The sequence below is a fragment of the Veillonella sp. DNF00869 genome, assembly GCF_001553345.1.
In the GTDB taxonomy this organism is placed as follows: Bacteria; Bacillota; Negativicutes; order Veillonellales; family Veillonellaceae; genus F0422.
In genome coordinates, this window is sequence record NZ_KQ960769.1 from 42078 (window position 1) to 61967 (window position 19890).

The 19890-nt window shown below is 39.2% G+C and carries 16 protein-coding genes and 1 tRNA gene; 16 read left to right on the forward strand and 1 reads right to left on the reverse strand.

The window, feature by feature from the left end:
* The first annotated feature begins 91 nt into the window (after positions 1-91).
* The 8 genes from gyrB to HMPREF3032_RS04255 all read left to right on the forward strand — a co-directional run bounded on the left by gyrB (position 92) and on the right by HMPREF3032_RS04255 (position 7831).
* A complete protein-coding gene (gene gyrB, locus HMPREF3032_RS04220) occupies positions 92-1993 on the forward strand; it encodes a DNA topoisomerase (ATP-hydrolyzing) subunit B (protein WP_062402249.1) in 1902 nt (633 codons plus the stop codon).
* 11 nt (positions 1994-2004) lie between these two features.
* On the forward strand, positions 2005-3447 hold the full coding sequence (locus HMPREF3032_RS04225) for an amino acid permease (RefSeq protein WP_062402253.1): 1443 nt from the start codon (positions 2005-2007) through the stop codon (positions 3445-3447).
* 307 nt (positions 3448-3754) lie between these two features.
* Positions 3755-4465: an AzlC family ABC transporter permease gene (locus tag HMPREF3032_RS04230; RefSeq protein ID WP_062402256.1), complete on the forward strand. Its 711-nt coding sequence runs from the start codon at positions 3755-3757 to the stop codon at positions 4463-4465.
* Positions 4462-4791: a branched-chain amino acid transporter permease gene (locus HMPREF3032_RS04235; RefSeq protein ID WP_062402260.1), complete on the forward strand. Its 330-nt coding sequence runs from the start codon at positions 4462-4464 to the stop codon at positions 4789-4791. The genes HMPREF3032_RS04230 and HMPREF3032_RS04235 overlap by 4 nt, the downstream gene beginning before the upstream one ends.
* A gap of 83 nt (positions 4792-4874) precedes the next feature.
* Positions 4875-5192 carry a YbjQ family protein gene (locus tag HMPREF3032_RS04240; protein WP_062402264.1) on the forward strand — a complete coding sequence of 106 codons (318 nt, stop codon included), beginning with the start codon at positions 4875-4877 and terminating at the stop codon, positions 5190-5192.
* Positions 5193-5405: 213 nt separating this feature from the next.
* The gene (locus tag HMPREF3032_RS04245) at positions 5406-6755 is read left to right on the forward strand and encodes a hemolysin family protein (RefSeq protein WP_062402267.1); all 1350 of its coding nucleotides are present in this window, start codon (positions 5406-5408) and stop codon (positions 6753-6755) included.
* Between the two features lie 119 nt (positions 6756-6874).
* Positions 6875-7189 (forward strand): hypothetical protein, encoded by a 315-nt coding sequence (locus HMPREF3032_RS04250; RefSeq protein ID WP_009353965.1) that lies wholly within the window; start codon positions 6875-6877, stop codon positions 7187-7189.
* A gap of 565 nt (positions 7190-7754) precedes the next feature.
* Positions 7755-7831 (forward strand) — tRNA-Arg (locus tag HMPREF3032_RS04255).
* Between the two features lie 83 nt (positions 7832-7914).
* Here the strand turns inward: HMPREF3032_RS04255 and HMPREF3032_RS04260 are convergent.
* The gene (locus HMPREF3032_RS04260; RefSeq protein ID WP_062402270.1) at positions 7915-9258 is read right to left on the reverse strand and encodes a PepSY-associated TM helix domain-containing protein; all 1344 of its coding nucleotides are present in this window, start codon (positions 9256-9258) and stop codon (positions 7915-7917) included.
* 231 nt (positions 9259-9489) lie between these two features.
* On the opposite strand from HMPREF3032_RS04260, the gene HMPREF3032_RS04265 reads away from it, so the two are divergent.
* From HMPREF3032_RS04265 to ilvC, 8 genes are all read left to right on the forward strand, one after another.
* Positions 9490-10293 carry a MetQ/NlpA family ABC transporter substrate-binding protein gene (locus HMPREF3032_RS04265; RefSeq protein WP_062402273.1) on the forward strand — a complete coding sequence of 268 codons (804 nt, stop codon included), beginning with the start codon at positions 9490-9492 and terminating at the stop codon, positions 10291-10293.
* Between the two features lie 332 nt (positions 10294-10625).
* Positions 10626-11960: an NAD(P)-dependent oxidoreductase gene (locus tag HMPREF3032_RS04270; RefSeq protein ID WP_062402276.1), complete on the forward strand. Its 1335-nt coding sequence runs from the start codon at positions 10626-10628 to the stop codon at positions 11958-11960.
* Between the two features lie 509 nt (positions 11961-12469).
* Entirely contained in the window at positions 12470-14140 is a 1671-nt protein-coding gene (ilvD, locus tag HMPREF3032_RS04275) for a dihydroxy-acid dehydratase (protein WP_062402278.1), read from the forward strand.
* Positions 14141-14221: 81 nt separating this feature from the next.
* Positions 14222-15448 carry a threonine ammonia-lyase gene (gene ilvA, locus HMPREF3032_RS04280; protein WP_062402280.1) on the forward strand — a complete coding sequence of 409 codons (1227 nt, stop codon included), beginning with the start codon at positions 14222-14224 and terminating at the stop codon, positions 15446-15448.
* A 32-nt stretch (positions 15449-15480) separates the two neighbouring features.
* Entirely contained in the window at positions 15481-17202 is a 1722-nt protein-coding gene (ilvB, locus tag HMPREF3032_RS04285) for a biosynthetic-type acetolactate synthase large subunit (RefSeq protein WP_062402283.1), read from the forward strand.
* On the forward strand, positions 17195-17689 hold the full coding sequence (gene ilvN / locus HMPREF3032_RS04290; protein WP_009353959.1) for an acetolactate synthase small subunit: 495 nt from the start codon (positions 17195-17197) through the stop codon (positions 17687-17689). Before ilvB ends, ilvN begins: the two co-directional genes overlap by 8 nt.
* Positions 17689-18492: an ABC transporter ATP-binding protein gene (locus HMPREF3032_RS04295; RefSeq protein WP_062402287.1), complete on the forward strand. Its 804-nt coding sequence runs from the start codon at positions 17689-17691 to the stop codon at positions 18490-18492. The genes ilvN and HMPREF3032_RS04295 overlap by 1 nt, the downstream gene beginning before the upstream one ends.
* Before the next feature lie 164 nt (positions 18493-18656).
* On the forward strand, positions 18657-19667 hold the full coding sequence (gene ilvC / locus HMPREF3032_RS04300; protein ID WP_062402290.1) for a ketol-acid reductoisomerase: 1011 nt from the start codon (positions 18657-18659) through the stop codon (positions 19665-19667).
* Positions 19668-19890 lie beyond the last annotated feature (223 nt).

Consider the following 19890-nt stretch of genomic DNA (forward strand, 5'->3'; position numbering starts at 1 on the left):
GAGATAGTAAAGTATTGTATAATAGAATGTATTATATAGAATATGGTGACCAGTATGGGATGTCATTATATAAATAGTAGGAGGATGTCAGATGGCAGAACAAACAAATTATGATGCCGGTAATATACAGGTCCTCGAAGGCTTAGAAGCCGTTCGTATGCGACCTGGTATGTATATTGGTAGCACATCTGCCCGTGGATTACATCACTTGGTGTATGAAGTTGTAGATAATAGTGTGGATGAGGCCCTAGCGGGGTATGCAACGCATATTGAAGTGACCATTTGTGAAGATAATAGTATTGAAGTTATTGACGATGGTCGTGGGATTCCGACAGGAATGCATGAAACAGGTATGCCTGCGGTAGAACTAGTATTATCCAAACTTCATGCAGGTGGTAAATTTGGCGGTGGTGGATACAAAGTGTCCGGTGGTCTTCATGGGGTAGGTATTTCCGTAGTAAATGCTTTAAGTGAGTGGACTATTGTCGATGTATACCAACATGGAAAAATTCAAGAAATTTCCTTTGAACGTGGTAATAAAACGTCTGATTTGAAAGAAATCGGTACGACGGATTGCACAGGTACGACAGTACGATTTAAACCAGATGCACAAATTTTTGAAACCACCATCTTTGAGTTTGATGTATTAAAAACTCGCTTACAAGAGTTGGCGTTCTTGAATAAAGGTTTACGTATTACTTTGTCCGACAAACGTGGAGAAGGTCGCAGTGAAAGTTTCCATTACGAAGGTGGCTTAGTACAATTCATTGAATATTTAAATGAAGCGAAAGAAGCTATCACACCAAGTGTTATTTCCATCGATAATACTCGTGACGATGTGGTAGTAGACGTGGCATTACAATATAACGATAGTTATAGCGAAACGATTTTGTCCTTCGTTAATAATATCAACACCATTGATGGTGGTACGCACTTGAGCGGTTTCCGTACAGCCTTAACACGTACCTTAAACGATTATGGTCGCAAGGCTGGCATTTTGAAAGAAAATGAAAGCAACTTGACTGGGGAAGACGTACGTGAAGGTTTGACAGCTGTGGTGAGCGTAAAAGTATTGGAACCACAATTTGAAGGCCAAACAAAAGGTAAACTAGGCAATAGCGAAGTCAAAGGGATTACAGATACTATCGTATCTGATGGATTGCGTGTCTTCTTAGAGGAGCATCCAGCAGAAGCGAAGAAAATCATCGAAAAAGCAACCAATGCGAGTCGTGCTCGTGAAGCAGCCCGTAAAGCTCGTGAATTGACACGCCGTAAAAATGCGTTAGAAGTGAGCTCCTTACCTGGTAAATTGGCAGATTGTTCTGAAAAAGATACAACTATGACAGAGATTTACCTTGTCGAAGGTGATTCTGCGGGTGGTACCGCAAAACAAGGCCGTGATCGTCGTTACCAAGCGATTTTGCCATTGCGCGGTAAAATTTTAAATGTAGAAAAAGCTCGTCTCGATAAAATCTTAGCCAATGCAGAAATTCGTTCTATGATTACTGCTTTTGGTACAGGTATAGGACAAGACTTTGATATTACGAAGAGCCGTTACAATAAAATCATCATTATGACAGATGCGGACGTGGACGGCGCACACATTCGTACTTTATTATTGACATTCTTCTATCGCTATATGCGACCATTGATTGAAGAAGGTCATGTATTTATTGCACAACCACCGTTGTACCAAATTAAAAAAGGTCAAAAACAATGGTATGCCTACAGTGACCAAGAACTTTCAGATAGATTGGATGAAATTGGCCGTGAAGGCATTACGATCCAACGATATAAAGGTCTTGGTGAAATGAATGCAGAACAATTATGGGATACAACTATGAACCCTGAACATAGAACCATCCTACAAGTCAGCATGGAAGACAGTATTGCAGCAGACAAGATATTTAGCGTTTTGATGGGGGATAAGGTAGAGCCTCGTCGAAAATTTATCGAAGATAATGCAGAATATGTACGAAATCTTGACTTATAAGGAGAAGTCTCATGGAAAATAACAAATTAAAAAGAAGTTTGAAATCCCGCCACATGAATATGATTGCCTTAGGCGGTGCTATTGGTACAGGTTTATTCGTAGCCGGTGGTGAAGTAGTGAGTACAGCAGGTCCTGGTGGCGCGTTAATTGCTTATAGCTTCATCGGTATCATGGTATATTTCTTGATGACTAGTTTAGGGGAAATGACTACGTATTTGCCAGTATCTGGTTCTTTTGGTACTCATGCCTCTCGCTATGTAGATAAAGCTTTGGGCTTTGCCTTAGGTTGGAACTTTTGGTTTAACTGGGCTATTACATTAGCAGCGGAATTGGTAGCCAGTGCATTCATCATGAAATACTGGTTCCCTGATGTGCCAGCTATTGTTTGGTCTGCTTTGTTCTTATTGATTCTGTTTGTGTTGAATTATTTATCAGCTCGTTCTTTTGGTGAAAGTGAATATCTATTCTCTAGCATCAAGGTTATTACTGTTATTGTATTCTTATTATTAGGATCTTTATTGATTCTTGGGGTTGGTACTGAATCTCCAGGATTCCATAACTGGATTATCGAAGAGGCTCCATTTGTAGGGGGATTCTCCTCTATCTTAGCTATCTTTATGATTGCTGGTTTCTCTTTCCAAGGGGTAGAATTAATTGGTACTGCTGCTGGTGAGTCTGAGGATCCAGAAAAAAATATTCCTAAAGCCATTAACTCTATTTTCTGGCGTATTTTATTGTTCTATATTGGTTCTTTCACAGTCATCGGTTTCTTAATCCCTTATAATGATCCAAATTTATTGAACAGTTCTGTGGAAAATGTGTCCATCAGTCCATTTACATTGGTATTTGACCGTTTTGGATTTGACTGGGCGGCACATTTCATCAATGCTATTTTGTTGATCGCTGTATTATCGGCTGGTAACTCTGGTTTATTCTCCTCTACACGTATGTTATATGCATTATCTAAATCAGGAGATGCACCAAAATTATTTAGCTCTATTAACCAACGTGGTGTGCCAATTCCGGCATTGTTAGCAACAGCAGCCTTTGGTTTGTTTGCTTTCTTAACATCCTTAATTGGGGAAGGTCAAGCCTATACTTGGTTGATTAATATCAGTGGTATGAGTGGATTCATCACATGGGTGGGGATTGCGATTGCACATTATCGTTTTCGACGTGCTTATGTGGCACAAGGTCATGATGTATCCAAATTGCCTTACAAAGCATCTTGGTTCCCATTTGGTCCATTGTTTGCCTTAGCATTGTGTTTGATCATTATTGCTGGTCAAAACTATACAGCCTTCATGGGTGAAAGTATTGACTGGTACGGAGTATCCGTTGCTTATATTGGTCTTCCAGTATTCTTCGCTGTATACTTATGGTATAAAGCAAAATATAAAACAAAAGTAGTTCCTCTAAAAGAAGTGGATTTATCTCGCGATTTTGAGGACTAATAGAAACAGCCTATGGGAAGAAGTTCCCATGGGCTGTTTTTCTGTTCATTAATTTTATAATTAAAATAGGATACTAAAGGAAATAGGTTAAAAAATAATCTTTTATTAACCTATTATATATTATATAAATATATAAGTATTCTAGAATTTGATAGTATAGTAAAAGTGGCACTAAGTTATTTGTATCCATGTACATATTTTGAATATATATGTATTTAATCATTTATATAAAATAATTGTCAGTATTTTATAAAATTTGATAATCTAGTAATACTAATGATACACGATGAAAGAAAGGATGGTATATATGGAACCTAAACCAACAAAAAATACAATAATATCTGCCTTTCGATATGGTTTTCTTAAAACAACACCGTTATTATTGGGATTTTTATTTTTAGGGCTATCCTATGGCATTTATATGCATTCTATGGGATTTTCCTGGGGCTATACATTGGCATTGAGTGCTCTCATTTATGCAGGATCTATGGAATTTGTAACAGTAGCTATGTTACTATCTCCTTTCGATCCAGTAGGTGCTTTTTTAATTACACTCATGGTCAATGGGCGTCATATATTTTATGGAATTTCTATGTTAACTATATATAGACATATGGGATGGCTAACACCATATCTCATATTTGGAATGACGGATGAAAGTTTTTCCATTAACTATACATCACAAATTCCTGCTGAAATTTCCAAGAAATGGTGTTATTTTTTTGTAACTTTATTGAATCAGTTATATTGGGTTGTGGGTTCTGTCATAGGTAATCTTTTTGCATCTGTATTATCTTTTAATGCAAAAGGACTAGAATTTGTACTGACTGCACTCTTTATTGTATTGGCTTTGGAGCAATATAAAATGCAACGAAATTTGATTAGCTCTGGCATAGGATTAGTGATTCCTGGCGTTGCCTTGATTGTCTTTGGCAGTGAACACTTTATGATTCCTGCTATGATTGGAATCGTAGTCATATTAAGTCTGTTACGTAGAACAATGGAGGGAGAGCAATGACTTTCACGGAACAAATCATAACCATTGCCATTGTTGTGCTAGGCACTATGGCAACACGGTTTTTACCATTTGTCATATTTAATTCGAAAACGAAAACACCTGCTTATGTGCAGTATTTAGGGAAAGTATTGCCGTCGGCAACGATGAGTTTGTTAGTAGTATTTTCCTTACGACATGTAGATTTATCTGGCGTATATCATGGTATGCCGGACATAATCGCAGTAGCTGTGACAGTATTACTACACCTATGGAAAGGAAATATGTTCCTATCCATTGGGGGTGGAACAATTCTGTATATGGTACTGATTCAACAAGTATTTATATAGTGTTATATGGAAGTATTCTAAATATGATATAATACGAATAATAAGGTTTAAATCATATCAATATGAGAATAAAGGAGACACCTATGATTATTACAACAACGATGCAAATTGAAGGACAACCAATTAAAGAATATAAAGGAATCGTCTTTGGAGAAGTTGTAGAAGGTCGTAACTTTGTGAAAGACTTTTTCTCTTCTATTCGAGATGTTGTAGGGGGTCGTAGTAATAGTTATGAATCATCTTTATCTAGCGCTCGTGAGGCATCTTTAAAAGAAATGAGTAAACGTGCGAAAGATATGGGAGCTAATGCGATCGTAGGTGTATCTGTGAGTTATGAAACATTAGGTGAAACGAATGGTATGCTCATGGTAACATGCACAGGAACAGCGGTTGTTATTTAGTATGTATTAGAGTTACTTTTACAAATAGCAAACAAGTATTATATAAGAATGCAGAAGTATTTCAATATATTTTTAAGTATTGAAATATAATTTAGTAAAAATAGACAGTAAGTATTGTACTAGAATACATAACTATTTAAAGTTAGTAGATGATTAGTTAGATACATATAGTATAGTTTTATAGATAGGAATCGATAAGGAGAGATAGAATCAGTGGGCAGTGACATAGGTATAGAAATTTTAATTGTAGTCATACTCATCATTTTAAATGGTTTATTTTCCATGACGGAATTAGCCATTATTAATGCTCGTAAAGGATTATTAGAAGAAAAGTCAGAAGCCGGTAATCGTGGAGCTCGCATGGCCATCGAGCTAGCGGAAGATCCGAATGAAATGTTTTCCACTATACAAATTGGTATTACTTTAATTAGTATCGTCACTGGTTTGTATTCAGGGGCTACTTTTTCCGATCCTATGGCGACCTATATCAAAGAACATATCTTGTGGTTAGCTGATTATGCCGATACAGTGAGCCCTATTTTCATCGTATCTTTAACAACCTATTTATCCTTAGTCATAGGGGAATTAGTACCAAAACGGTTGGCATACAATTCTCCAGAATCCATTGCCATCATGATGGCCATCCCTATGAAATACTTTGCCACCATCACAAAACCATTTGTGGCACTTCTCAGTATGTCTACAACGGTGCTACTGAAAGTATTAGGCGTTAAACACAAGGAAGAAGCACCGGTAACGGAATCGGAAATTAATAAAATGCTTGTACAAGGTGTGGAACTAGGCGCTTATGAAGAGGAAGAGCCAGTGTTAGTAGAAAATATTTTCCGCTTAGCTGACCTCGATGCCAGCGATATTATGACACCTCGTACGCAGTTGACGTGGATTGATATTAACGCTAGTGATGAGGACATCCTAGAAACCATTATGGAATGCAACGAACATCGTATTCCAGTAGGTGATGATTCCTTAGATGAGTTGAAAGGCTTAGTCTCTTCTGTAGATGTGTTGGCACAACAGATGAAAGAAAGTCATCGTCCGATGAAAGATATTCTAGCTTATTGCATGCGTAAACCAGTGCTCGTACCAGAATCCTTGTCCTTAATGAAAGTATTATCTACTTTCAGAGAAGAAGGTACTCATGAAGCCATTGTGCTAGACGAATATGGTGGTATGAGTGGGATGATTACATTCCACGATATTATGGAAGAAATCGTGGGATTGATGCCATCTGGGGAAGAGGAAAAGAAAGAAGAAGAAAATCGCATCGTCCAACGAGAAGATGGTACGTATCTTGTGGATGGTCTTATCAGCATTGAAGAACTGAAAGAATACTTTGAAGTGGATGAATTATTACCAGGTGAAGAAGAGGATCTGTATAAAACATTAGGGGGATTCGTGACCTACTTAATCGGTCGTATTCCTAAAGAAGCTAATCGCTGTCACTATGGGCCATTGCAATTTGAGGTCATGGATATGGATAACACGCGGGTGGATAAAGTAATGGTGACACGAAAAGTAGGGTTGGAGAGTAGTTCAGTATAAAGTAAAAAGTATCTATATTGCCACTACTTGGAAAGATACGATATAATAGAAACAGAATACATCAAAGTATGAGTATAGTATACATCATAACTTATGTTAGTCATGAAAGAGGGTACACCATGGAATGGGTATATTTAGCAATTCATTATGGAGATAATGAGCGAGGTCATATTGCGTATAACAAAGAAACAAAAGAATGCCAAGTGGTATTAGAGGATGTAACTTGGAAAGAGAAAGTAGAATCTTATTTGCAAGCAGAACAAACAGTAATGCATGCCACAGGATTAAACACATATGATGAGTTGACAGTGCAACCATTGGACTCCTACGATAACTTAAAATTAGCCTTAACTCGCATGTGGAACAAAAATGGCGTACAAGTTGATTGGGGCATTCCAGTAGAAGTGAATGGTCAATTACACTTTGCTGAATAAGTGAGAGCATATGGCGGATAGTCAGTACTTATAAGATACGATGCGGTGCATACTGAAAGTATCCTGGTAAGAGAAAATCTGATATATACCATGTATATGATAAAGCCTATAGAACAGGTTAGCTATGTTCTATAGGCTTATTGTGTATGTAGTAGATGATGAGATATAGCTTTGTATTATCGTATATGTAAGTAATAGTACATCTATGTCATGGGTAGATAGACAATACTAGTGGATATAGTGTAAAAATAGAACAAAAAAGATACTTTTATCGTACATATGGAACAGTTATCCACTAAACTGTGGATAACTAAGTGTATAACTATGAGTATAGGTTGTGAGTAGATTGTTAATACCTTGTGTATTTGATGTTAATAACTCTATAGTTATACACATCTTATACACAAAAAGTGAATAACCCTTGTAAAATAAGGCTTTATTGAATCTTAAAAGGTTAGAAAAAATGTTCTGTATTGTGGATATGCACATAGGATACAGATCGAATCTTATTTTAGATTTCATATTGCTAGGTATAGTACAGTTAGACTATAATAGATGTATACTTGCGTTCATAGCTCAGTAGGATAGAGCGACAGTTTCCTAAACTGCAGGTCGGGGGTTCAATTCCCTCTGGGCGCACCATAGATAAAAACCGATGTCATAGAAAGATATATCTGTGACATCGGTTTTTTCATGGGTTTATAAGAAAGACTACCATGAATATATTATAGAGTTTCTCGTATTCGAGTATAGTGTTGATATAAAGAGTATATAAATAGTACTAAAGGAATCAATAAGCAAATAGCACCAATTGTTTCTGTCATAGAATTAGGCCACATTGGAATGATAAGACCACAAGCGATGAATACACTAGATATAGCAGGAATTCTCCAAATATGAGTAGGAGATAAGGTAGATTTTATAGATGTAGTTTTCATAGGGATATGATATCGTTTCATAATCGTTAGGATAATACCTAATAACATACCAATGATGATAATAGTATCCCATATGGCCCATAATATTTTTAATACCATGGAATTATGATTATGAATATGTAAGTTTATCATAGTTTTCATTCCGGTGAAATACCAAGGAATTTCTTTTGTTGCATATTGATCGAGAGTTGAATCACTATATAAATTGGCATATACAGGCTGACCTAAAAACATGGCAGGATCCTCATCATTTTGGCTACCTAAATAAAAGGCATAGTGATAATTGTTAAATTTTGATGGATAATCCATAGAAATAAGTTGACGATTAGGATAGGTTGATAGGATTCGTTGAATTGCTTCAGAAGGAGATAAAATTTCGGATGTATGATTAGCTAATTCTTGTGTTGCTATAGAGGCTACATTTTTTGTGTAATAATCATTAGCAATAAAAAAACCTCCAATCCATACACCTGTTAGAGATAATATAATTCCCCAAACAGAAGCAATCATAGAAAATTCACGATGCAGAGCGCTGATTTGTAATCGATTTGATGTTTGTGTACTTCGTTTATAGGCGGAACTGAAAGGGCCGTATAAAAAGATACCACTAAGGATGGATAAGAAGCATATCATAGATAGAATAGTTACAAGATAAATACCAAATTTTCCTAAGGCTAATCGAGTATGTAATTCATGAATTGTGTGTAGTGCACTTCGTACCCATGGATGCGTAGGGGTGACACGATGAGATTCAACAAGTGTATTAGAATTTGGATTATATAAGGTATAGTCTCCTCCCATACCCATTCGTGCAGGTGGGGCAGATGTGGCTGATGAATCAATAATTCTATAGCGTAATAGGTTAGATCTATTCATGGTTGGAGAAATATTCAAAATATCTTTGGATGGATATTGTTGTTTTACTAATGCAGCACCCGCATCTGCTGCATCAAATATAGAGGATGAGTATGGACTCATTGTCATAGTAGATGTACTATGAGAGGGTTGTCCTAAAGACCAAGCATTTAATTCATTTCTAAATAATAATAATAAACCGGTAATGCAAAACATAAGAAAAAATATAATAGAAAAGATAGATATTCTCTTATGCCATTTGTAAAAAGTTGACATATAGTTACTCCTTTCATATAAAATCATAGTTATAATAGCTTAAATAGGCTAGAAATTCAATCATCTATGACTATGAAAAAAAGTTTTAATGTATATAATTTATAGTTTTTACCTATTAATAGTGTAATAAAATTTATATTGGGCAAGAGAAGATTCTTATGATATTCTGTATACTCAGAATTGAAATATAAATTTTATTAGTAGTATTTGTAGTTATGAAAGGATAGAATTATGAAATTAAAATCACTATTCACACCACTATTGGTGGGTATATTGGCGTTAGGTATTGCGGGCTGTAGTACATCGACAACAACGCAAGAAATTAAAATTGGCGCTACGGCAGGTCCTCATGCACAAGTGGCTGAGGCGGTAGCGAAGGAAGCACAAAAGCAAGGCATCCAGTTGAAAGTAGTAGAATTTTCCGACTATATCACACCAGATAAAGCCTTGGCAGACGGAGATATCCAATTGAACGCATATCAACATGTGCCGTTCTTGGAAAACTTTAACAAGCAAAATAATTCTAAACTAGTGCCAATCGGCAAAACCATTTTAATGCCAATGGGTATCTACAGTAATTCTGTAAAATCTCCTATCGATGTGAAAGACGGCGACACAGTAGCAATTCCAAATGATCCAACGAATGGTGGACGTGCCTTAGCCTTGTTACAACGAGCAGGTCTTATTAAATTGAAAGAAGGCGTTGGTTTTAAAGCTACAGTAGCAGACATTGTGGAAAATCCTAAGAACCTAAAAATTCAAGAGCTAGAGGCAGCACAATTACCTCGTAGCTTAGATGATGTGACATTAGCGACGATTCCGATGAACTACGTGCAAAGCGCAGGTATCAACGTAGGTGAAAAAGGATTGTACTTAGAACCAAAAGATGAGCCATTAGCAGTGATGATCTTGGCTACACGTGAACAAGATAAAGACAACGCAACATACAAAAAAATTGCAGAGATTTATCAGTCTGAGGCCATTAAACAATTCATTGCAGAAACTTTCAAAGGAACCATTACATCTGCAAACTAATCACTATGAATATAGAGGTCTACCCATGAGGTGGACCTCTTTTTTGCATCGTTGCAAGGATAGTGAAACGATAGGCGTATCGTTTCATAATATATAAAAATACATAGTTACACACAGTGCGCACATATGATATACTATAGAATATATCTTTTAGTACTTTCACTAAGAAAAGGAGCACTTATAGTCATAGATATAGCAAGGGTGTAGCCATTGTTACAGTGAAGTATAGTTGCCTATGGTATACTATAGATATGATATCGGAATCAATAAGAACCTATACATAGAGTATATAAAGGAAAAGTGTGTCACCAGAGTGGTGCAAGGAGGTCTTTATGGAGTTAAGACATGAACTAGAATTTGATAAAGATTATACGATGGAAGAGGCCTTTGCAGAGGCAAAGCGTTGTTTGAACTGTGCGAAGCCATTGTGCCGTACAGGTTGTCCTATTGAAAATGAAATTCCTCGTTTCATCCAAGCTATTGCACATGGTAATTTTGGATTAGCCAACGATATTATTGCAGAGCGTAGCAGCTTGCCAGCGGTGTGCGGCCGTGTGTGTGCTCGTGAAAAACAATGTGAAGGGGCATGTATTTTAAATCGTGCGAACAAACCCATTAATATCGGTAAATTGGAGCGCTTTGCTGCAGATTTTGAAAGCAATAATAATCTTCGCAAGATAAAACCAAATCGTAAAGACCAAGGTAAAATCGCTATTATTGGTTCTGGCCCTGCTGGATTAACAGTGGCTGGAGATATGGCAAAATTAGGCTATGATGTGACAGTATTTGAACGCCAAGATGAGCCAGGTGGTATCCTATTGTTTGGGATTCCGGAGTTCCGTTTAGGCAAAGAAATTGTACGTCGTGAAGTGAAGCGTTTAGAAACATTAGGTGTTACTTTTGAATGTAATGTCACTATCGGTCCAGATCGTAACTTAGATGCTCTGTTTGAAGAAGGTTTTGATGCTATCTTTATTGCTACCGGTACTCATGTGCCAATGGAAATTTCTTTACCAGGTGATGACAAAGCAGGTATGTTACAGGCGATGGCATTATTGACATCTGTACAATTAGTACAAAATGGTAGAGCTGAAGAATCATTAATTCCTGTATATAAAGGTGATAAAGTTCTCATCATCGGTGCTGGTAATGTGGCGATGGATGCGGCTCGTACTTGTGTTCGTCTTGGTGCTGAAAGTGTAACAGTGACGTACCGCCGCGGAGAAGAACAAATGCCAGCAAATCCATCTGAATTTGAAGAAGCAAAAGAAGAAGGCGTTCATTTTGAATTCTTAGCCGCTCCAAAAGAAGTAATAGGTTCAGATATCGTGGAAGGGTTGACATTTATACGACAAGAATTACAAGAAGATGGATCTGTGAAAAGCACTGGCGAAGACTTTACGTTACCAGCGGATAAAATCATCGTGGCCATCGGTCACAAACCAAACACACGCTTAGTGGGTCCTGGTAATGGTATTGAAGTGAATGAGTCTGGCTATGTGGTGACACGAGATATGCCATATGGTATGACAAGCCGTCAAGGTGTATTCGCAGGCGGTGACGTAGTGCATAAACCAGCTACCGTAGTATTGGCTATGCGTGAAGCTAAAAAAGTAGTAGAAGGTATCGTAAACTACTGCGAGGCAAAACGCTTTTTAGGGGAATAAAATACTTGCGCACAGTGGACAAAGGTGTTACAATAGTAGACAGTTATTTTGTTTTTAAAGTATTACACTTATAGTTAAGATTCGTACGCATATCGTACAGAAAGGAGATTATCATGGCATTGTTAGCAATTCTCGTGCTCGTCCTGTTCATTTTAGTGAACGTCATTAGAACTAACAATTCCATAGAGGTCGCCTTTTCTTCGGTAGAGCTACCATCTTAGGTTTCTTTGTGTACAACATAAGGAATCTAGGTTGTTGTAGTCTATTTGATTAACGTGCATACATATATATGAAAAGGCGATTCCTCAGGGATCGCCCTTTTTTATGTCTAATATAGTATGTCAGAATACTAGATGTGGATTGGGAACCTGTTGGATATAAAATCATAGAACTATCCAATAGAAATCCCATTCAATTATTTCAGTGTTATGCACATAGTATATAGACAACAATATATAACTATAACAAGTGTTATAAATCATGTTTATATAAGTAGAAAGGATCATTATATGGTACGCAGTGATAGAGTAGCAAAAGGAGCAACAAGAGCTCCACATCGTTCATTATTAAAAGCATTAGGATTTATTAACGAGGAAATTGGAAAACCAATCATCGGGATTGCCAATTCTTTCAATGAAATCATTCCAGGTCATGTACATTTGAAAAATCTCGTTCAATCTGTAAAAGATGGTATCCGCGAAGCTGGCGGTATTCCTATGGAATTTAATACTATCGGTATTTGTGACGGATTGGCTATGAACCACATCGGTATGAAATATTCCTTGGTGACACGCAATATTATCGCTGACTCCATCGAGGCCTCTGCCATGGCCACACCATTCGATGCGATGGTATTTATTCCTAACTGTGATAAAGTCGTGCCAGGTATGTTGATTGCGGCGGCTCGTTTGAACTTACCATCTGTATTCGTCTCTGGTGGTGCGATGCTAGCAGGAGTGCACAATGGTAAAAAAATTGGTTTATCCGATGTATTTGAGGCAGTAGGTAAATTTGAAGCAGGCCTCATTTCCGAAGAAGAATTAGAACATATTGAAAACGTAGCATGCCCAACTTGCGGATCTTGCTCCGGTATGTATACAGCGAACACTATGAACTGCTTAACAGAAGCATTGGGTATGGCATTGCCAGGTAATGGTACAATCCCAGCGGTTTACTCCGAGCGTTTACGTCTAGCAAAACGTGCGGGTATGCAAGTGATGGAAGTGTTACAAGAAGGCTTACGTCCAAAAGATGTATTGACGAAAGAGGCTTTTGAAAATGCGGTAGCAGTTGACATGGCATTGGGTGGATCTTCCAATACGGCGCTACATTTACCAGCCATCGCTCATGAAGCGGGCGTGTCCTTAACATTGGACGACTTCAACCGCATTGCAGGAGACACACCACAATTGGCGAAATTGTCTCCATCTGGTAAATATTTCATCGAAGACTTACATGCTGCAGGCGGTGTGTATGCGGTAATGCATCGTTTACAAGAACAAGGTCACTTGCATGAAGGTGCGAAATCTGTGAGCTTGGTGGACCAAGGTACGATTGCTAAAACTGTGAAAGTCCTAGACGAAGATGTGATCCATCCTTGGAGTGACCCAGTGTACACCACAGGTGGTATCGCTGTACTGAAAGGTAACTTAGCTCCGGACGGTTCCGTGGTCAAAGAAGGTGCTGTAGATCCAGAAATGTTGGTTCACTCTGGTCCAGCAAAAGTCTTCAACAGTGAAGAAGAAGCAGTAGAAGCGATCATGGGTCATAAAATTGTGAAAGGCGATGTAGTCATCATTCGCTACGAAGGTCCAAAAGGTGGTCCAGGTATGCGTGAAATGTTGACACCAACAGCGACGATCACAGGTATGGGTCTTGGTAAAGACGTAGCCTTGATTACAGATGGTCGTTTCTCTGGTGCTACCCGTGGCGCATCCATTGGTCACGTATCTCCAGAAGCAGCATCTGGTGGTACTATCGCTATCGTAGAAGATGGAGATATCATCGAAATCGATATTCCAAATCGTTCCTTGAATGTAAAACTTTCAGAGGAAGAAATTGCACGAAGAAAAGCAAACTTAGCACCGTACAAATCAGATGTCACAGGGTACTTGAAAAAATATGCTATGCATGTATCCTCTGCCGCACAAGGTGCCATCGAAATCCTAGACGAAGCATAAGAGGGAATGTAGTCAGGATACATATCTATGAGGGAAGTACAGGTCCGTAGATAGAATACATACTTAGGAAAGGACGTTTATATGCATAAATTATACGATTTCATGGAGGCTAGGGAGCGATTGGCTACTATCGCCGTGAAAACAAAATTAATTCATAGCTCTGTGTACTCGCAAGAAACAGGCAATCATGTATATATTAAACCGGAAAATTTACAGCGCACAGGGTCTTTCAAATTACGGGGCGCATACAATAAAATTTCCAAATTAACAGAAGCAGAAAAAGCCTGTGGCGTTATCGCCGCCTCTGCAGGTAACCATGCGCAAGGTGTGGCGCTAGCAGCACAACGATTGGGCATTAAAGCAGTTATCGTTATGCCACGCCATACACCGCTCATTAAAGTAGAGGCGACGCGCCAATACGGAGCAGAAGTAGTGCTCGCTGGCGAAGTCTATGACGAAGCTTATGAAAAGGCTTGTGAACTACAAGAGAAGCACGGCTATGTGTTCGTCCATCCTTTCGATGATGAAGATGTCATTGAAGGGCAAGGGACCATTGCCTTAGAAATTTTAGAAGAATTACCAAATGCAGATATTATTTTAGTACCAGTTGGTGGTGGCGGATTGATCTCCGGCGTGGCAGCAGCAGCTAAGCTAAAAAATCCACAAGTAAAGATTATAGGCGTAGAACCAGAGGGCGCAGCCAGTGCAAGAGCTGCTGTAGAAGAGGGAAAACCAGTAGCACTTCCATCGGTGAGTACCATTGCAGATGGGGCAGCCGTAAAATTAATCGGTTCCAAGAATTTGGAATACATCCAAAATTATGTGGATGAAATCGTAACCGTATCGGACTATGAATTGATGGAAGCTTTCCTATTATTGGCGGAAAAACATAAAATCATCGGTGAAAATGCTGGCTTACTTTCAGTGGCAGGTTTGAAAAAATTGCGGGTGCGAGGCAAAACAGTGGTTAGTATTTTGAGCGGTGGTAACATCGACGTATTGACCATTGCGTCCATGATTACTAAAGGCTTAGTCGTACGAGGTCGTATTTTTACATTTGCTGTGAATTTATCAGATAAACCAGGTCAATTAGTGGCAGTATCTGAAATCTTAGCAGAACAAAATGCGAATGTCATCAAACTAGAACATAATCAGTTTAAGAACCTAGATCGCTTCCATGAAGTGGAGTTGGTGGTGACTGTAGAAACGAATGGGGAAGATCATATTAAAAAAATTACGGCTGCCATGGCGGACCGTGGATATACGATTCACCGTATCAGTTCTAATGAATTTAATGAACATGACTAATGGATGAGATGGATATAGAAAGAGGACAAACTATGAGTGAACAGAAGATGATTCGAGGAGCTCGCATACTCCTAGAAACATTGAAGCGATTGGGAGTGACAGACATATTTGGTTATCCCGGCGGCGCCGTAATTCCTATATACAATGAAATTTATGATTTTGAGGGAATCAACCATTACTTAGCACGCCATGAACAAGGGGCGGCTCATGAGGCAGACGGCTATGCTCGTGCTTCTGGCAAATGTGGAGTGTGCTTAGCTACCTCTGGCCCAGGGGCGACGAACCTTGTGACAGGCATTATGACGGCGCATATGGATTCTATTCCTCTCTTGGCCATAACAGGTCAGGTGGCTAGCCACTTGCTAGGAAAAGATGCGTTCCAAGAATCCGATATCATTGGGATTACCATGCCAGTGACGAAAAATAATTACTTGGTACAAGATATTCGAGATATTGCGAGAACGGTGAAAGAAGCTTACTATTTGGCCACAACCGGTCGTCCAGGCCCTGTGCTAGTAGATATCACACGAGATGCGCAATTAGCAGAAATCTCTTATGAAGAATTTGAAGCAATCTTTAATGAACCGATTTCCCTAGAAGGCTATGATCCAAACTATATTGGACATAAAAAGCAAATCAAAAAGGCTATCGAAATTGTAAAAGCAGCGAAACGACCGTTGATTATCGCTGGCCATGGGGTGTTATTATCAGGCGCTACAGAAGAGCTATATAAATTAGCTACTACCTGTCACATTCCAGTTACAAATACTTTACTAGGATTGGGTTCTTTCCCGGGAGAACATCAATTATCCTTGGGGATGTTAGGTATGCATGGCACCGTATATGCGAACTATGCCACCAATGAAGCGGATGTAATTTTGGCATTGGGTATACGATTTGATGATCGTATTGCAGGAGTGCCAAAAGAATTTTGCCCACAGGCAACAATTGTACATGTAGACATTGACCCAGCAGAAATTGAAAAAAATAAATTAATCGACGTACCTATCGTAGGGGACTTGAAACATGTGTTGAATGAAATGAATCATGAGCTAACACCACAAACCCATGAAGATTGGTTGGAACGCATCCGTGAATGGCGTGAGGAATACCCAATTCGCGTTCGTCCTCATGAGGGAGAGTCTTTATTGCCGCAAAAAGTAATTCAAGAAATCGATAATATTGTGAAGGGCAATGCCATCGTGGTCACAGACGTAGGGCAACATCAAATGTGGGCATCTCAATTTATTACCTATTCGAAACCGAATACTATCATTACATCTGGTGGAGCTGGTACGATGGGCTTTGGTTTGCCAGCAGCTATCGGTGCGCAAGTAGCACAACCAGATACAAAAGTGGTGCTCATCACAGGGGATGGGGGCCTACAGATGAACAGCCAAGAATTACTCCTATTAAAAGCTTATAATATCCCTGTGAAAGTGGTCATCATCAACAATGGTTTCTTGGGCATGGTTCGCCAATGGCAAGAACTCTTTAATAACCATCGCTATTCCTTCGTGGATTTATCCATTAGTCCAGACTTTGAAGTGTTGGCACAAGCTTATGGCGTGCGAGGGGTGACACTGTCCACCATCGAAGACTTGCGTAGCCAATTACGAGACCTTATCCTATCCGATGAGCCAGTGGTGATTAACTGCGTTGTGGAAAAAGAAGAAAATGTGTTCCCAATGATTCCAGCAGGTTGCAGCGCCAAAGATATGATTGGATTGAAAGGAGGCCCTGACAATGAGTAAAGTACGACAACACCAAGTGCTAGTCATTACTAAAAATAAACCAGGTATCGGGGCTCGTATCCTGTCCCTCTTTAATCGTCGTGGGTACTCCGTTACACAAATGACATCTGGCATATCTATCCCTAATCATCATGCACGGATCACATTGACCGTAGAAACAGACGAAGTGCAATTAGACCAAATTCAAAAACAAATCTATAAATTGATTGACGTCATTAAGGTCAAAATTTTCTCTCCAGAACAAGTGGTGCGCCGTGAATTGATGCTTATTAAGGTGAAAGCAGATGTATCTGTGCGACCGCAGATTATCCAATTAGCAGATGTGTATCGTGGTAATGTACTCGATGTAGGTCCTAACTCCATCATGATGGAAATTACAGGAGAAACACAGAAACTAGATGCTTTCATAGAAATTATGAAAGAATATGGCATTCTGGAAATTGCAAAAACAGGTTGCACCGCTATGAGTCGTGGAGAAAAAATGTAATGGCTATACCAAAGCAAGGTGAGTTGTTACATTACGAAGGAGTTACCTTTGTCCGCAATGGAGAAGCGATTTTACAAGGTGTGGACTGGCATGTGAACACAGGGGAAAACTGGGCATTACTCGGCCTTAATGGAGCAGGGAAGTCCACCTTGCTAGGCATGATTATGGCCTACACCTGTGCCACCCGTGGTGAGGTGCGTGTCCTAGGGCATACCTTTGGACAATGCGTCTGGAAAGATGTGAAAGATCGTATTGGATTCGTCAGCTCTACCTTGGGGCAATTTGAACGTACTATGCGAGACGAAACGGTGCGACAAATTTTGCTATCTGGAGCGCATGGCACTATTGGTGTGTATCGAGAAGTGACAGAGGAAGAAGAACAACGTTGTGATATGGTCCTAGCAGATATGGGATTACAACATTTACAACATCGCCACTTTGGGTTATTGTCCACCGGTGAACAACGACGAGCCCTCATCGGTCGAGCACTGATGACGAGGCCAGACTTGCTCATCTTAGATGAACCATGCAATGGGTTAGACGTACCGAGCCGAGAACAATTGCTCCGTCATCTCAATCAACGTGGGACTCAGGACAGTCCTTGTCCGTTTATCTACGTGACCCACCAAATCGAGGAAATCCTTCCCACAGTGACCCATGTGGCACTATTAAAAGAAGGCAAAATCTTTCGATCGGGGCCGAAACGAGAGGTCATTACCGATGAGATTTTATCGGCGCTCTATGGTTTGTCTGTGAAAGTAACTTGGGTCCAAGATCGACCTTGGCTGCAAGTACTTTTATAAAATGTTTTTATAGAGTGCACAAAGATATTTTTAATTATACAAATTTATCATACTAAGTATGGTAAATCAGTAAGCCGAAAGGCTGAAAATCAGTTGAATTTCACTAGAAAATCTAGTAAATTATAAACATTAACACATGTATTACAAAGTAGGAGGTTATCACAATGGCAGGTAACATTTTAGGCACACAAGTATTTTATGATGCAGATTGCAATCTACAAGCATTAGTAGGTAAAAAAATTACAGTTCTTGGCTACGGTTCCCAAGGTCATGCGCATGCATTGAACTTGAAAGAAAGCGGCATGGACGTACAAATCGGTCTTCGTGAAGGTTCCAAATCTTGGAAAGAAGCAGAAGAAGCTGGTTTCGTAGTAAAAGAAACAGGGGATGCTGTAAAAGGTGCAGATGTTGTGATGATCTTGATTCCAGATGAATTGCAAGCAGAAACTTACGAAAAATCCATCGCTCCTAATCTTAAAAAAGGTGCATACTTGGCATTTGCTCATGGTTTCAACATTCATTTCGGTAAAATTAAACCATCTGCTGATGTAAACGTATTCATGGTCGCTCCTAAAGGACCTGGTCACTTAGTACGTCGTACATTCCAAGAAGGTTCTGGCGTTCCTTGCTTGTACGCAGTATACGCAGATCCAAGCGGAGACACTAAAGAAGTGGCATTGGCATGGGCATCTGGTGTAGGCGGTGGCCGTTCCGGTATTTTGGAAACTGACTTCCGTCAAGAAACTGAAACTGACTTATTCGGTGAACAAGCAGTACTTTGCGGTGGTGTATGTGCGTTGATGCAAACTGGTTTCGAAGTATTGGTAGAAGCTGGTTACAATCCAGTTAATGCATACTTTGAATGTGTTCATGAAATGAAATTAATCATCGACTTGATCTACGAAGGTGGTTTCGAAACAATGCGTAAATCTATCTCCAATACAGCTGAGTTCGGTGACTATATTACAGGACCAAAAGTAATCCCAGCAGCAGCGAAAGAAGCTATGCGCGGTGTATTGAAAGATATCCAAGACGGCAAATTTGCTGATCAATTCCTTGGTGACTATGCAGCAGGTTACCCATACCTTAACGAACAACGTAAACAATCTGCAGCACATCAAGTAGAAGAAGTGGGCGGCGAATTACGTAAATTGATGCCTTGGATCAAAAAGTAAAAAGTAAATAGCCTTCATATAAATCATGAAGTAGTATAAGGAAAGCACGCAACACACTCCTTCACAAACGGTATTTCATAATGTTTGCTCAGGAGCATGTTGCGTGCTTTTTGCTTACAGGATACTTAGAGGAAAAGAAGGCTATTTACTTTTGGGGGCTTTTTGTGACGGAACTTGTTTCGCTATGTAGCCTTGTGGCGTTTGTAACTAAATAGAAGCAAAG